This window comes from Clostridium sp. TJA020 (assembly GCF_058310295.1).
Genome location: NZ_JBZEFC010000006.1, coordinates 24,943 through 40,961 on the forward strand (window position 1 = coordinate 24,943; position 16,019 = coordinate 40,961).

General features: G+C 28.9%; 11 protein-coding genes, 1 riboswitch and 1 other annotated feature. All 11 genes read right to left on the reverse strand.

Going from position 1 to position 16,019, the window contains the following annotated elements; translation table 11 throughout:
- Positions 1-59: 59 nt before the first annotated feature.
- The 11 genes from gltX to AC4FQ1_RS09890 all read right to left on the reverse strand — a co-directional run bounded on the left by gltX (position 60) and on the right by AC4FQ1_RS09890 (position 16,007).
- Positions 60-1,718 carry a glutamate--tRNA ligase gene (gene gltX / locus AC4FQ1_RS09840; RefSeq protein ID WP_491169575.1) on the reverse strand — a complete coding sequence of 553 codons (1,659 nt, stop codon included), beginning with the start codon at positions 1,716-1,718 and terminating at the stop codon, positions 60-62.
- Between the two features lie 61 nt (positions 1,719-1,779).
- Positions 1,780-1,988, reverse strand: a binding site (T-box leader).
- Between the two features lie 432 nt (positions 1,989-2,420).
- A complete protein-coding gene (locus AC4FQ1_RS09845; RefSeq protein ID WP_491169576.1) occupies positions 2,421-3,137 on the reverse strand; it encodes a pseudouridine synthase in 717 nt (238 codons plus the stop codon).
- Between the two features lie 252 nt (positions 3,138-3,389).
- Entirely contained in the window at positions 3,390-5,390 is a 2,001-nt protein-coding gene (locus tag AC4FQ1_RS09850) for a triple tyrosine motif-containing protein (RefSeq protein ID WP_491169577.1), read from the reverse strand.
- A 154-nt stretch (positions 5,391-5,544) separates the two neighbouring features.
- Positions 5,545-5,988 carry a YaiI/YqxD family protein gene (locus AC4FQ1_RS09855; RefSeq protein ID WP_491169578.1) on the reverse strand — a complete coding sequence of 148 codons (444 nt, stop codon included), beginning with the start codon at positions 5,986-5,988 and terminating at the stop codon, positions 5,545-5,547.
- Positions 5,989-5,991: 3 nt separating this feature from the next.
- Complete coding sequence (locus AC4FQ1_RS09860; protein WP_303130983.1) at positions 5,992-7,344, reverse strand: glucose-6-phosphate isomerase; 1,353 nt, start codon at positions 7,342-7,344, stop codon at positions 5,992-5,994.
- Positions 7,345-7,786: 442 nt separating this feature from the next.
- Complete coding sequence (gene hdhA / locus AC4FQ1_RS09865; protein ID WP_491148746.1) at positions 7,787-8,584, reverse strand: 7alpha-hydroxysteroid dehydrogenase; 798 nt, start codon at positions 8,582-8,584, stop codon at positions 7,787-7,789.
- Positions 8,585-8,817: 233 nt separating this feature from the next.
- Positions 8,818-10,350, reverse strand: coding sequence for a glutamine-hydrolyzing GMP synthase (gene guaA / locus AC4FQ1_RS09870; protein ID WP_491169579.1), 1,533 nt, complete (start codon positions 10,348-10,350; stop codon positions 8,818-8,820).
- 196 nt (positions 10,351-10,546) lie between these two features.
- Complete coding sequence (gene guaB, locus AC4FQ1_RS09875) at positions 10,547-12,001, reverse strand: IMP dehydrogenase (RefSeq protein WP_491169580.1); 1,455 nt, start codon at positions 11,999-12,001, stop codon at positions 10,547-10,549.
- A gap of 115 nt (positions 12,002-12,116) precedes the next feature.
- Positions 12,117-12,214: riboswitch (purine riboswitch) on the reverse strand.
- A 175-nt stretch (positions 12,215-12,389) separates the two neighbouring features.
- A complete protein-coding gene (gene groL, locus AC4FQ1_RS09880; protein ID WP_491169581.1) occupies positions 12,390-14,015 on the reverse strand; it encodes a chaperonin GroEL in 1,626 nt (541 codons plus the stop codon).
- 12 nt (positions 14,016-14,027) lie between these two features.
- Positions 14,028-14,312, reverse strand: coding sequence for a co-chaperone GroES (gene groES / locus AC4FQ1_RS09885; RefSeq protein WP_491169582.1), 285 nt, complete (start codon positions 14,310-14,312; stop codon positions 14,028-14,030).
- 201 nt (positions 14,313-14,513) lie between these two features.
- Positions 14,514-16,007, reverse strand: coding sequence for a 4Fe-4S dicluster domain-containing protein (locus AC4FQ1_RS09890; protein WP_491169583.1), 1,494 nt, complete (start codon positions 16,005-16,007; stop codon positions 14,514-14,516).
- Positions 16,008-16,019: the final 12 nt, after the last annotated feature.

Below are 16,019 nucleotides of genomic sequence, written 5' to 3' on the forward strand. Positions count from 1 at the left end.
TAAATACTTTAAAATCCTTAAATTAAAAGAGATGCTTTAAAAAGCATCTCTTTTATATACTAAAGACTAATAAACTTATTAAATCTTTCTCTTACTTTATCTTCACCCATTATTTGCATTATAGTATAAAGATCTGGAGTATTAGTTCTATGAGTAAGTGCTGCTCTTACTGCACCTGCTACATCAGAAACCATACCTTTAAAGTTTTCTGGATTTTTCTTATACTCTTTTCTATTTGTTGCATATCCAAGTTCTACTGCTAACGCTTTAAGTTCTTCGAACCATGTTTCTTGATCAGTATTAAAGTTATATACTTTAGCATAACTTTCTATTATACTTTTTGCATCTTCTAAATTTAATGTTTTTGGAAGCTCAACATTTTCTGCTGTTTCTTTATCAAATAATTCGTCAAAGAAATAAAATATTTTTTCTTTAACCTCATTCCATTTACCAAAATCTTTTCTTGGTTTTGGACCTTCCTTATCTATGTTAAATACTTCTTTCATCATATCTTCATTTGAAGTTACAAGGTCATACATTTCTTTATCAAAATCTTTTGCCCAATTTGTGTAATAATCATATACCACTGGTGCTTTCATCTTACATATAACATTTTTACTTACATCATGAAGTTTAACTATATCAAATAAAGCTCCTGATTTACTCATTTTATCTAGAGCAACAGGGAATTCATGATAATCAGCATCTGGATTTTCTGCTCTCCAATCTTCAAAGCTTGAATTTATTATATTTAAAAGATATTCAATAACTGATACTGCTGGATATCCTTCCTCTCTATAATAACTTACAGCACTTTCTGGATCTTTTCTTTTTGAAAGCTTTCTTTTTGATCCATTTTCTGATTTCATTATTGTTGGAACGTGAGCATAATTAGGTCTTTCAAATCCTAATACATCAAATAATTGAAGATGTATTGGAAGTGATGATAACCATTCTTCTCCTCTTATAACATCTGTAGTATGCATTAAAGCATCATCTATAGCATGTGCAAAGTGATAAGTTGGTAATCCATCTGATTTAATTATAACTATATCTTGAACATTTTCTGGGAATGATATATCTCCTTTTATTAAATCATGAAATTCTATTCTATTTTCTTCTTTTCCTGGTGACTTTAATCTTAATATGTACTCTTCACCAGCTTCTATTTTCTTTATAGCTTCTTCTGTTGAAAGATTTCTATATATAGCATATTCCCCATAATATCCTGGAGTTATTTTTTCAGCCATTTGCTTTTCTCTTATTTCATTTAACTCTTCTGGTGTACAGAAACATGGGTAAGCTAATCCCTTTAAAAGTAAATCCTTAGCAAAAGCATGGTATATTTCTCTTCTTTGACTTTGTCTATATGGACCATACTCTCCTTTTGAAGTTTCTTCTCCAGTCATTCCTTCGTCAAAGTCCATTCCAAAGTTATGCATAGTTTGTATTGTATCTTCTATTGCACCTTCAACTTCTCTTTTTTGGTCAGTATCTTCTATTCTTAAGTAGAAAATACCTTCACTTTGATGTGCAAGTCTTTCATTTATAAGAGCTGCATAAACTCCACCAATATGTTGAAATCCAGTTGGACTTGGAGCATATCTTACTACTTTAGCTCCTTCTTTTAAATTTCTTTTTGGATATTTTTCTAAATAATATTCTGGAGTCTTTAATTCATTTTTAAATATTAAATTTGATAATACTTCTCTACTCATTTTTACATCACCTTTCTAAAAGTTTATTTTCTATGTATTAAAAAAAGCCTTCTCCTCCTATACTTAGGACGAAAAGACTAAAGCTTTACGCGGTACCACCTAAATTAGTTTAAATTAAATTTAAACTCACTCATTTCTCTATAATGGGAGAACCCAAAATTAATATGCTCCAAAGCTTCTTTCTATAACTTTACTTATTAAGCTCACACCAAATTGCCTAACTCTCTGAAAAGTAAATATTCATATACTCTTCTTCTTCAACGCACTTTTAACATTTTTAATTTATCTTAAATCTAACTTATATAATTATACATTTATTAAATACTATTGTAAACATGTCAAAATTCCTTCTAATATAATTTTTGAATAAATATATTTATTTATCCAAATTAATTTTGCAATATAAATTTCATTTTATTAATTTTATGAAATATTTAAACCACATTGTTTAAATTTAATTATTTTTATTATTTAAATTAAGCATACAATAATAATTATTTATACAAAAAAGACGTAACCATTGGGGCTCGGTTACGTCTTAGCAATAAGCAATAAATAAAAAGGGGGCTATTTATTCCTTTTATTTATCCTCGCATTAGTATTATATGTTAACGCATTATAAAATGCAAGTAAATTTGATATTTTTATTTAATTCTCTCATATATTATGAATACTTTTCTTGCATATTAAATTTATTATTCGTTAAAAGCTTTTTAAATGTGCAATTTCTTCTTCTGTTAACTCTCTATATTCGCCCTCATCTAATTCATTATCTAGTTTAATTCCGCCAAATTCTATTCTTTGTAAATAAACAACATTCTTATCTACAGCCTCAAACATTCTCTTTACTTGATGAAATTTTCCTTCTTGAATTGTTATATTTACTTCTGAACCTTCATCAGTAGCGCTTAAGATTTCAAGTGTAGCTTCTTTACATTTATATCCATCATCTAATGTTATTCCATTTTTAAATGCTTCTACATCTTTTTCTGTTACTCTTTTATCAATTCTTGCAAAATAAATTTTGTCTACCTTCCATTTTGGAGATATTAATCTATGATTTAATTCACCATCATTAGTTAAAAATAATAATCCTACCGTATCTTTATCTAATCTACCAACTGGAAATGGCTCAAAAACTTGATGCTCAACTTCTAGTAAATCTATTACAGTTTCTTCTCTTGAATCATATGTAGCTGAAATAACACCATCAGGTTTATTCATCATAAGATATATAAATTCTCTATAAAAAATTTGCTCACCATTTATTTTTATAACTGACTTATCTGGATCAACTAGCATCGCACTATCTTTTACAATTTCACCATCAACTTCAATTACACCTTTTTTAGCAATCTTTTTTATTTCTTTTCTACTTCCATATCCTAAATTTGAAATTATCTTATCTAATCTTTGCACTATAAAATACACCTCTTATCCTTAACTTTATTTTTATATTAAATTTACTAATTAATTATTATAATTTTTAATTAAACAATTATTTTATATATTCATTAATATATTTTTTATTATCACCTATTTAGTATTTAAAAATATTAAATAAATCATTTATATATCAACAGTCTACTTAAGTTTCATCTTATTGTATTATTAATTTAATTAAAAAGCAATTATTTGCATAATAAAAAAGCCTCTAAAGGCTTCTTTATTTTAAACAGTAAATTCTATTTCACAGTAATCTTCATAATTAACTCTTTTATAAAAGCTCTTTGCAAGAACCATTACTCTATACTTTCCTTTTGAAAATGGTATAAATGTATAATATCTTTTTTTACTATAACTTTGAGCTTTTACCCAATTTCCTCTCTCCATTACATAGAACTCATAACATACATCTTTTCCACCATTGCTTTCTGCCCAAAAATTCACTTCTTTATTTATTTTTATTGGTTCTTTATCTATTGTTATTTTAGTATCTGTAACAGGAGTTGCATCATAAATATAAATAGAAATTTCCTTCTTTGTATCAAAATCTGTTTCACATTTAATATTTTTAGCATATACTTCAAATGTATATTTTCCTGAACACTTTGGTGTAATAGATAATTTTTTATTCTTAACAAAGCCGGTTGCTTCAACTTCATGACCATTTATTTTGGTAACAAAATTAACTAATATATTGTTTGTATTTTGTACTACTGCTTCTATTTCAAATTTATCTCCAACTAAAAAATTCTCCTTACATGGAAGTAATATATAATCTATAGTTCCTGGTAAGTAATCTTTCCCTTTAAAAAATAAACTTGATTCAACATCGTATTCGTTTAAAGAATATTTATCTTTAACTCTAATACTTATTTCATATTCACCCTTCTCATGAGGTACATAATTAAACCAATTTGTCCTTGTAAAATCTCTTCTATCTATTTCAACTCCATCTTTTAATATAACAAAAGAATATAAAAGTATACTGCCTCCCTCTGCTATAGCCCTAATATTTATTGGAGTATTTATAAGAACTTCCTTACGTTGATCTGATATTACATCAACAATTCTTATAGGTTTATCTCCTCTTTTATCTATATCAAAAAGTATTGTTTTTTTCTCTTCATAATCTCCTTCATATGAAATGTCTTTAACATATAAAGTTATTTTATATGACCCTTTTTCTCTAGGATTCCAATAAAATTCTTTACTTCTTGTATAACAAGAATCTTCTGCTATTGGCCCATCAATAATATATCTATATACTAATTCTCTTCCACCTGACGCATCTACTTTAAATGTTATATCCGTTCCTGAAATTTGTGGACTTTTTACATCAGCTTTAAAACTATTAATTCTTATAGCTTTATATGGTTTTACTTCATACACCATAACAGCTCTGTCATCATATTCTTTATTTGAAAATATATCTTTCATTAAACAAAGTAACTTATATTCCCCTTCTTCATTTTCTTGAAAACTTACAATTCTTCTTGATGAATAATCTTGTACACATATAGATCTTCCATACTTGTCCATTTTTATAAATTTAAATAACAATGGTCTTGCATCTTCACATGAAGCTTTTACTTTAAATACAAGTTCCTCATTCAATAATAATTCATCTGTTAAACACTTAAAATCTATTATTTCAACTTTATTTTTTTCTTTAACACTAAATTTTATAATTTTATAATCATCAACATTTTCCTTTGAATCAGGCCTTTTACATTCTATAAGTAATTCTTCAACGCCTTCTTTTGTTACAGCATAAGATAATTTACAATCTGTTGAATAGCCTCTAACTGGCTCCCAGCCATTATCTCCTTTTTTCCAAAACCTATAAAGTAATGTTCTTTCTTCAGAAACAACTTCTATATTAACTTTTTCACCAATAAAATATTCTTCCTTTTCTAGTAAAACATCCATAATCAATTTTTCTTCACCTATAATCTTTCTTATAATATATGCCTCTTTTGCTAAAAAATCATATGATTTTTTAGACCCTTTTCTTTTCCCTTGTACCATAACCATATAATTACCCTCTTTTTTCGGTGTCCATACACATGACTTTTTACTATTGAATTCTTTTATTGTATTCCATATTCCATCATTACCAATTAAAACCTTAAAATCGATGGCTTCTTCGAAGTCAACGCCTATTTCTATATTCTCTTTAGGTGCTTGAGGACTCCTTTTGCCAAATAAAATGTTCATAGTTCCCATAAATTTCACCCCGTATTAATAAATATAATAATACATTATATTATAACCCTTATTTTACAAATAAAATTCCATATTTATCTAAGTATATTATACAACATTATATTTAAACTACAAATAAAAAAGGCTTTAAGAAATAATTATATTTCTTTAGCCTTCAATTTTTTATAATATATTCAATTAAAGCTCTCAAATTTTTTATAAGCCTTTCTTCATCTTCTTTAGTTCTCTTTTTATTACCTTTAAGCCTTCCACCAGCTTTTCTAAATTTTTGTGCTATATATCTTTGTTCAAGCAAAACATCTATATTATCATCAGTGTATAATGTACCTCTTGGGTTTATAACTTTACAACCTCTACCTAAGCACATAGATGCCACTCCATAATCTTGAGTTACTACAATATCATTTATTTTTGAATTATTAACAACATACATATCTACACTTTGAAATCCGCTATCTACAACTATCACTTTTGAATAATCACTTTTTATAACATGATGTATATCAACAAAAATATTTACTTCTATAGCATATTCTTTTGCTAAATCTTCAATTTTGGAGATGCTTGGACAAGCATCTCCATCAATTATAATTTTCATAAACTACTTTAATTTAGCTTCTAATTCAGCTTTCATATCTTCATATCCTGGTTTTCCAAGTAAAGCAAACATATTTTTCTTGTATGCTTCAACTCCAGGTTGATTAAATGGATTTACTCCTAAAAGATATCCACTAATTCCGCATGCTTTTTCAAAGAAGTAAACTAATTGACCAAAGTAGTAAGGAGTTAATTCTGGTACTCTAACAACCATGTTTGGAACTCCACCATCATTATGAGCTAATAATGTTCCTTCAAAAGCTTTTTGATTTACAAAGTTCATATCTTTTCCAGCTAAGAAGTTTAATCCATCTATATTATCTTCTGTAGCTTCTATAATAACTGATTCTTCAGCTTTTTCTACATGAAGAACTGTTTCAAATAAGTTTCTTCTACCTTCTTGAATATATTGTCCCATTGAGTGAAGGTCAGTTGAGAAATCAACTGCAGCTGGGAATATTCCCTTATTATCTTTTCCTTCTGATTCTCCATATAATTGCTTCCACCATTCATTGAAGTAGTGAAGTGATGGTTCATAGTTAACTAATATTTCTATTTCTTTTCCCTTATTATATAAAGCATTTCTTGCTGCTGCATATTTGTAACAATCATTTTCTTTAAGTGAAGGATTTGAGTATAGTTCTCTTGCATCAGCTGCACCCTTCATCATTTCTGCTATATCAACTCCAGCTGCTGCTATTGGAAGTAATCCAACTGCAGTTAAAACTGAGAATCTTCCTCCAACATTATCAGGAATTACAAAAGTTTCATATCCTTCTGCATCTGCTAATGATTTAAGAGCTCCTTTTGAAGCATCTGTAGTTGCATATATTCTCTTTTTAGCTTCTTCTTTTCCATATTTCTTTTCAAGAAGATCTTTAAATATTCTAAATGCTATTGCAGGTTCAGTTGTAGTACCTGATTTTGATATTACGTTAACTGATATATCTTTACCTTCTACAGCCTTTAGTAATTGATTCATATATGTTGCACTTATATTATTTCCAACGTAAAATATTTGTGGAGCTTTTCTTTCTTCTCTTGGTAATACATTATAGAAGTTATTTGTAAGCATTTCGATTGCTGCTCTAGCTCCTAAGTATGATCCACCTATTCCTATAACTACAAGAACTTCTGAAGTTTCTTGAATTCTTTTTGCAGCTTCTTGAATTCTTGCAAATTCTGCTTTATCATAATTTACAGGTAAATCAATCCATCCTAAAAAGTCATTTCCTGCTCCAGTTCCTTCATGTAATTTCTTATGAGCTGATTGTACTAAATCATCCATAAAGTCGATCTCTTCCATATTTAAATATGGAGCTGCTTTTGATAAATCTAATGATAGTGCTTTAGTCATAATCGAGTCCTCCTTATTTGTGTAAAAATTATTGTTAAGACATAGTTTATCTTATGCATTACACTATATATTTTAAACCGATAATTCATTTTCATTAAAAAAATATCTTACTTTATTAATGAAAATGTTATCTATATATATTTTACTACATATAAACACCTTATAAAAGCATAATATTTACAATAAAACCTATGTAAACATTTAAATTTTTATATAATTTAATAAAAATAAAAATTAAATTTTTCTTATTATTACATAAACTTAATTTAGTTACTTTATTTAGTAAATCAATTAAAAATATATTAAAAATATACATATAAAAATAAAAAATTTAAACTATACATTTATCTTAACATATAAAATTTTATATTTATTAATTATAAAAAATACAAGCTACTTGTATTTTGTGTGAGTAGCTTGTATTTTGATATAAAATTTTCATCTATCTTTTATTTTTCATTTCAATCATATCTCCATATACAGGTGTTGGCATACCAAAACCACCTGAAACATCAACAATTTGTCCTGTAGTAAAAGCTGAATCATCACTTGCAAAATATACTACTGTTCCTGCTATTTCATCTGGTTTTCCCATTCTTCTAATTGGAGTATGCTTTAAGAAAAACTCTTTGAATTCATCAGTTAAGTTATCATTTACTGCATCTGTTGCTGTCATTCCAGGTAAAACTGCATTACAACGAATATTATCTCTAGCACATTGTACAGCAATTAATTTTGTTAAGTAATTAATTGCGGCTTTACTTGTTCCATAAGCAATTTGTGAAATGTCTGGACGTAATCCCCCAATAGAAGATATGTTTATAATACTTCCTCCACCATTTGAAGCCATATGTGGTATAACAGCTTGAGAAGACATAAAAACACTTGCAATATTCATATCAATAGTTTCTATATAATCTTTGTAATCTGTGTTTTTAATATCTAAATCTTTTTTAGGATTTGATGTTCCAAAGTTATTAACTAAAATATCAATTTTTCCTTCTTTTTTAATAACTTCATCTACCATAGAAAAATAAGTTTCTTTTTCAGAAGCATCATTATAAACAACCTTTACATTAAATCCCTTATCATTTAATTCTTTTGCTCTAGCATTAGCACGCTCTAAGTTTCTAGCTGCCATGTAAACAGTTGCACCTTCTTCTGCAAAACGTTTTACACAAGCTAGTCCAATTCCTCTTGTTGATGCAGTAATTAATGCTACTTTATTTTTTAATCTCATATTATCCCTTCTTTATACATATTATTTTTAAATTAATAATCTATAATTCCATTATAATAAAATATTAATAAAAAATCAGTATTGTTTAATTAATATTATTAGTATATTCTATATTTTTAATTCATATATAATCATTTTTAATGTTAATAAAAAGTAGCTATAAATTTTATAGCTACCTTGGTTTAGAAACTGATATTTATTTTTAGAGGTTATAGTAAACCTATCTAAACATTCTATTCCCACTCAATAGTTGCTGGTGGTTTTGAAGTTATATCATAAACAATTCTGTTTACTCCTTTAACTTCATTTACAATTCTTCTTGACACTAAGTCTAATAGTTCATATGGAATTCTTGCCCATTCTGAAGTCATAGCATCACTTGAAGTAACAGCTCTAAGTGCTATTGTGTGACAATAAGTTCTTTCATCTCCCATAACTCCAACAGATTTTATGTTTGGAAGACAAGCAAAGTACTGCCATATAGTTTCATCAAGATTTGCATTAGCTATTTCTTCTCTGAAAATTGCATCTGCTTCTCTTACTATTTCAAGTTTTTCCTCAGTTATGTCACCAAGAACTCTAATTGCAAGTCCTGGTCCTGGGAATGGCTGTCTCCATACTAACTTGTGAGGTATTCCTAGTTCTTCTCCTACTGCTCTAACCTCATCTTTAAATAATTCTCTTAAAGGTTCTATTAAATCAAATTCCATATCTTCTGGAAGTCCTCCAACATTATGGTGTGACTTAATTACAGCTGAAGTATCTGTTCCACTTTCAACTATATCTGGATAAATTGTTCCTTGAACTAAGTAATCAATATCTCCAACCTTTTTAGCTTCTTCTTCAAATACTCTAATGAATTCTTCTCCAATAATTTTTCTCTTAGTTTCTGGATCTGAAACTCCTTTAAGTTTTCCTAAGAATCTATCTTGAGCATTTACTCTTATAATGTTCATATCAAATTCTTTCTTAAATACTCTTTCAACTGTATCACCTTCATCTTTTCTTAAAAGACCGTGATCTACAAATATACAAGTTAAATTATGTCCTATAGCTTTATGAACAAGCATAGCAGCAACTGATGAATCAACTCCACCTGATAATGCACATAAAACTTTTTTATCCCCAACTAACTCTTTTATTTCTTTTATTTTATCTTCAGCAAATGAAGCCATTGTCCAAAGGCTTTCTAAGCCACAAATTTCATGTAAGAAATTTTGAAGCATTTTTTGTCCAAATGGAGTATGTTCAACTTCTGGGTGGAATTGAACTCCATAAAGATTTTTTTCTTCATTTTCCATAGCTGCAATTGGACATACTTCTGTATGTGCTATTATTTTAAATCCTTTTGGTGCTTCGCTTATGTAATCTGTATGACTCATCCAACAGATATCTTTTTCGTTTATTCCTTTAAATAATTTTGATGAATTATCTAGGTTTATTTCTGTTTTTCCATATTCTCTAACTGGAGCTGTTGATACTTTTCCACCTAAAGTGTGAGCCATAAGTTGATCTCCATAACATATTCCAAGTACAGGAACCCCTAATTCAAATATTTCTTCTGAAACTCTTGGAGCACCATCTCCATATACACTGTTTGGTCCACCTGTGAATATTATTCCCTTAGGATTTTTTGCTTTTATTTTTTCAATTGTGTAATTATATGGTATTATTTCACAATAAACTCCACATTCTCTTACTCTTCTTGCTATTAGCTGATTATATTGTCCACCAAAGTCAACAACTAAAACTAAATCTTTCTTCATGCGCTCCTCCTAGATACTTTTTTAAATATATTTTTTATTCTATTTATAAATAAATTATATCATATTAGAGAAAAAATTTCTCCATTAATACGAACATTTTTATTTTTTTTAAAATTATTCTTCGACTTTTGTATTTTATAAATTTTTATTCATTTATTAATATCTTAAATTACTATAATTATTTTTTACTTTATAATTATTTACTAATGCTATAGTTTGGTGCTTCTTTTGTCATATTAATATCATGTGGATGACTTTCTCTAAGTCCCGCTGATGTTTGAACAACAAAAGTTGCTGTTTCATATAAAGTATTTAAATCTTTTGCTCCTAAATATCCCATTCCGGCTCTTATACCTCCAAGCATTTGGAATATTGTATCAGCAACGAATCCTTTATAAGCTACTCTACCTTCAATTCCTTCTGGAACTAATTTTTTATTTCCTGATTGGAAATATCTATCCTTTGAACCACAAGCCATAGCTCCAAGTGATCCCATACCTCTATAAACCTTATAGCTTCTACCTTGATATATTTCTACTTCTCCAGGTGCTTCATCACATCCAGCAAATAATGAACCCATCATTGCTGCACAAGCTCCAGCTGCTAAAGCTTTAACTATATCTCCTGAATACTTTATTCCACCATCTGCGATTACTGATACCCCGTATTTTTTAGCTACCTCAACACAATCCATAACTGCTGTAAGTTGAGGAACTCCAACTCCAGCAACAACTCTTGTTGTACATATTGATCCAGGTCCTATACCAACTTTAACACAATCAGCTCCAGATTTTATTAAATCTTCTGTAGCTTCTGGTGTAGCAACATTTCCCGCTATAATTTGAAGTTCTGGATATTTTTCTTTAACTCTTCTTACTCCCTCTAATACACCTCTTGAGTGTCCATGGGCTGTATCTATAGTAATTACATCTACCTTAGCTTTAACTAGAGCATCTACTCTATCCATCATATCAGCAGTAACACCAACTGCAGCACCACATAATAACCTTCCTTGACTATCTTTAGCTGCATTTGGGAATATCTTTGCTTTTTCTATATCTTTAATTGTGATAAGTCCTTTTAAATTACCTTCGCTATCAACTAGGGGAAGTTTCTCTATCTTATGTTTCTTTAATATTTCCTTTGCTTCATCTATTGTTGTTCCTTCTTTTGCTGTAATTAATTCTTCTGAAGTCATAACATCTTTTATTTTTTTTGAGTAATCATCCTCAAATGTTATATCTCTATTTGTAAGAATTCCAACTAATTTTCCGTCAACTGTTATTGGAACTCCTGATATTCTATATTGACCCATTAATTCTTCAGCATCTTCAAGTGTATGTTCTGGTGATAAAAAGATTGGATCTGTTATTACTCCATTTTCTTGTCTCTTTACCTTATCAACTTCTTTAGCTTGAGCCTCAATGCTCATATTTTTGTGGACTATTCCGATTCCACCTTCTCTAGCTATTGCTATAGCCATTTTTGATTCAGTTACTGTATCCATACTAGCACTTAATAGTGGTATATTTAATGTTATTTTTTTTGTTAATTTAGTTTTTAATGATACTTCACTTGGTAATACCTCTGATTTATTTGGAACTAATAATACATCATCAAAAGTGTATGCTTGTTTTAATATTCTAGCCATATTTATTTCCTCCCCATTTAACTTCTACTAATTTTATGTATAAAAAAAACACATTAACTTCCTTAAGTGAAGTTAATATGCCATGTTATATTAGTATATAAGTATTATACTAATTTGGTATATTAAATCCACTCATAGTCAGAAATTTAAGGTTTCCGGTAGATACTCCTTGCCATATTCAAGGTATATACGAGTTTTATTTATGCTTTCTAAAATTAAATTAAACTTATTATAAATTACATTTTTTTTAAAGTCAATAATCTATTTATAATAAACTAATTCTTCATTTTATTGAAAACATATACATAATTATTTTCCTTATTTTTTAATAAATTATTCAAATAAAACAGGCATAATCCAAAAATTATGCCTGTTTATTATTTTACTCTTAATACATTCCATCCATTCCCATTCCACCTGGAGCCCCTACTGGCTCTTCTTTTTTAGGAATATCAACAACAGCTGCTTCTGTTGTTAAGAAAGTAGAAGCTACTGAAGCTGCATTTTGAAGTGCTGATCTTGTAACCTTAGTTGGATCTACTATACCAGCTTTAATCATTTCTTTATATTCTCCTCTTAATGCATCATATCCAATACCTGATTCACTATTTCTAACTTTATCAATTATTACTGAACCTTCAACACCAGCATTAGTTGCTATTTGTCTCATTGGTTCTTCAAGTGCTCTTACTATTATATCAATACCAACTTTAGTATCATAAACATCTGATGTTAATTCTGATACTTTATTTAGTACATTAACGTAAGCAGTACCACCACCTGCAACTATACCTTCTTCAACCGCTGCTTTTGTTGCATTTAAAGCATCTTCTATTCTAAGCTTTCTTTCTTTTAATTCAGTTTCAGTTACAGCACCAACTCTAATTACTGCTACTCCACCTGATAATTTTGCAAGTCTTTCTTGTAATTTTTCTTTATCAAACTCTGAAGTTGTTTCTTCAAGTTGAGCCTTTATTTGATTAACTCTTGCTTTTATTTCTTCTGAATTACCTTTTCCATTTACTATTGTAGTATTATCCTTAGTAATTTTAATACTTTCTGCTTCTCCTAGCATATCTAAAGTTACTTCTTTTAAATCTCTTCCAAGTTCTTCTGAAATAACTTCTCCACCAGTAAGAATAGCTATATCTTGAAGCATTTCTTTTCTTCTGTCTCCAAAGCCTGGTGCCTTAACAGCTATACAAGTAAATGTTCCTCTTAATTTATTAACTACTAATGTAGCCATAGCTTCTCCTTCTATATCTTCAGCTATAATTAAAAGTTTTCTTCCAGATTGAACTATTTGCTCTAATATAGGAAGTATTTCCTGTATGTTTGTAATTTTCTTATCAGTTATTAAAACATATGGATTATCAAGAACCGCTTCCATTTTTTCTGTATCAGTAACCATATACGCTGATACATATCCTCTATCAAATTGCATACCTTCAACAACATTTAATTCTGTTCCCATTGATTTTGATTCTTCAACAGTTATAACCCCTTCATTACCTACCTTTTCCATAGCATCTGCAATAAGTGTTCCTATTGTTTCATCAGCTGCTGATATAGCTGCAACTCTTGCTATATCCTCTTTTCCGTTTACTGGTTTTGAAATTGCTTTTATTTCTGAAACTGCTTTTTCAACAGCCATATTAATTCCTGTTCTTATAAGCATTGGATTAGCTCCTGCTGTTACATTTTTTAATCCTTCTCTTATAATAGCTTGTGCTAAAAGTGTAGCTGTTGTAGTTCCATCTCCAGCCACATCATTAGTCTTTGTAGCAACTTCCTTAACAAGTTGTGCACCCATATTTTCGTATGGATCTTCAAATTCAATTTCTCTAGCAATTGAAACACCATCGTTAGTTATAAGAGGTGATCCAAATTTTTTATCTAAAACTACATTTCTTCCTTTTGGTCCAAGTGTTACCTTAACAGTATCAGCTAACTTATCAACACCTTTTTGCATTGATCTTCTTGATTCTTCTCCAAATTTTATCATCTTAGCCATAAAACATCCCTCCTATTCAACTATTGCAAGTATATCTTCTTGCTTTAAAATTATATATTCTTCTCCATCTAACTTAACTTCTGTTCCTGCATATTTTGAGTAAAGTACTTTATCCCCAACCTTTACTTCCATATCAACTCTTTTGCCATCGCAAATAGCTCCAGGACCAACTGCAATAACTTCTGCCTCTTGTGGTCTTTCTTTTGCTGTACCTGCTAAAACTATTCCACTTTTTGTTTTTTCTTCTGCTTCTAATCTTTTTATAACAACTCTATCTCCTAATGGTTTTATAGCCATTAAAAACCCTCCTTTTACTTTTATTTTGTTAGCACTCTATAATCTTGAGTGCTAATTCTAATACTATATTATATTTTATATAAAATAAATTCAAACTCTACTTAAAATATTTTTATCCAAATTTTATTATTTATTCCTAATTATATTGATTTAATTTTATTTTACTTTAATTTTCTCTAAATTTCATAATTTTATAAATAATTACTTCCTATTTAAATTTATACTCTCAAATTCATTTATTATATCATTATCTATAATTGATTTTTTACAACCTGAATTGTTTAATTTATTAAATATAGATTTAGCTCTAATAGATGGTACAATTGTTCCTGCACCATTTATACATCCACCTTCACACATCATACCTTCAATAAAATTACCATTTAATCTTCCAATCTTGGCCATTGCCATAGCCTTTTTTATCTCATTTCCACCTGCTACTTTTACAGGATTAAAATCTATATCTATATTTTTGTCTCTTATATAACTTTCTATTGATGAAGTAAGTCCTCCATGCATCCCAAATCCTCTACCAAATATAGATGCGTCACAAACTTCTTCCTCTTCACATTCCCAAGGATTAACACCAAATGCATCAAATAGCGCTGTAAGCTCTTCAAAAGTCAATACATAATCTATAGCATCCTTAACCCCCTCCTTTACTGATTCACTTTTTTTAGCCGTACACGGTCCTATAAACACTACCTTTGCATCCTTATCTCTATTTTTAATTAGTCTTCCAGTAGCAACCATAGGTGAAACAGTATTTGATATATTTTCTTTTTGATCTCCATAAAGTTTTTCTATATATGTTAAAAATGCAGGACAACATGAGTTAGTCATATATTTTTTTCCTTCATTTATTCTTTCTTTAAATTCTTCACATTCATGAATTGTAACTCCATCAGCTCCGCAAGCAGCTTCTATCATATCAACAAATCCTAATTTTTTAATTGCACTTTTTATTTGTCCATAAGTTATTTTAGCACCAAACTGTCCAGTAATTGCAGGTGCAACTACTGCATACATCTTTCTTTTTCTAGCAAGTCTTTTAGCAACAGGAACTATTAAACTCTTATCTGATATAGCTCCAAAAGGACATGCTTGCATACATGCACCACAATTTACGCATAATTCTTCTTTTATTACAGCTTTTCTATCTTCTTGTTTCATAGTTACTGCTCCTGTTGGACATGCCTTTCTACAAGGCCTCATAACTTCTGATACAGCATCGTAAGGACAAGCTTTTTTGCACATTCCACACTCCTTACAAAGTTCTTGATTTATATAAGCTCTTCCACTTATTACTGTTATTGCTCCAAAGTTACATGCCTCTTTACATTTGTGTGCTAAACAATTTCTACATGAATCTGTAATATTATATTTATTTATTGGACACCTATCACAAGCAGCCTCAATTACATATATTATTTGTTCGTCTGGTCTTATATCAATAAGCTCACCATCTTCTATATCTCCATTAGAAAGAAATCCTGCTGCAAGTTTTGCCCTTTCTTGAACTATAGCCCTTTCTTTATATACACAACATCTATAAATAGCTTTATCACCCTTTATAATCTTATAAGGAATTTTCTCAATCTCCTCTTTAGTTAACATATCTCTTTTAGCAAGTTTTGCTACCTCAGTTAAAACTTCATGTTTTAACTTATTTAATTGAGTTTCAAATTGAAACATAAATTAACCCCC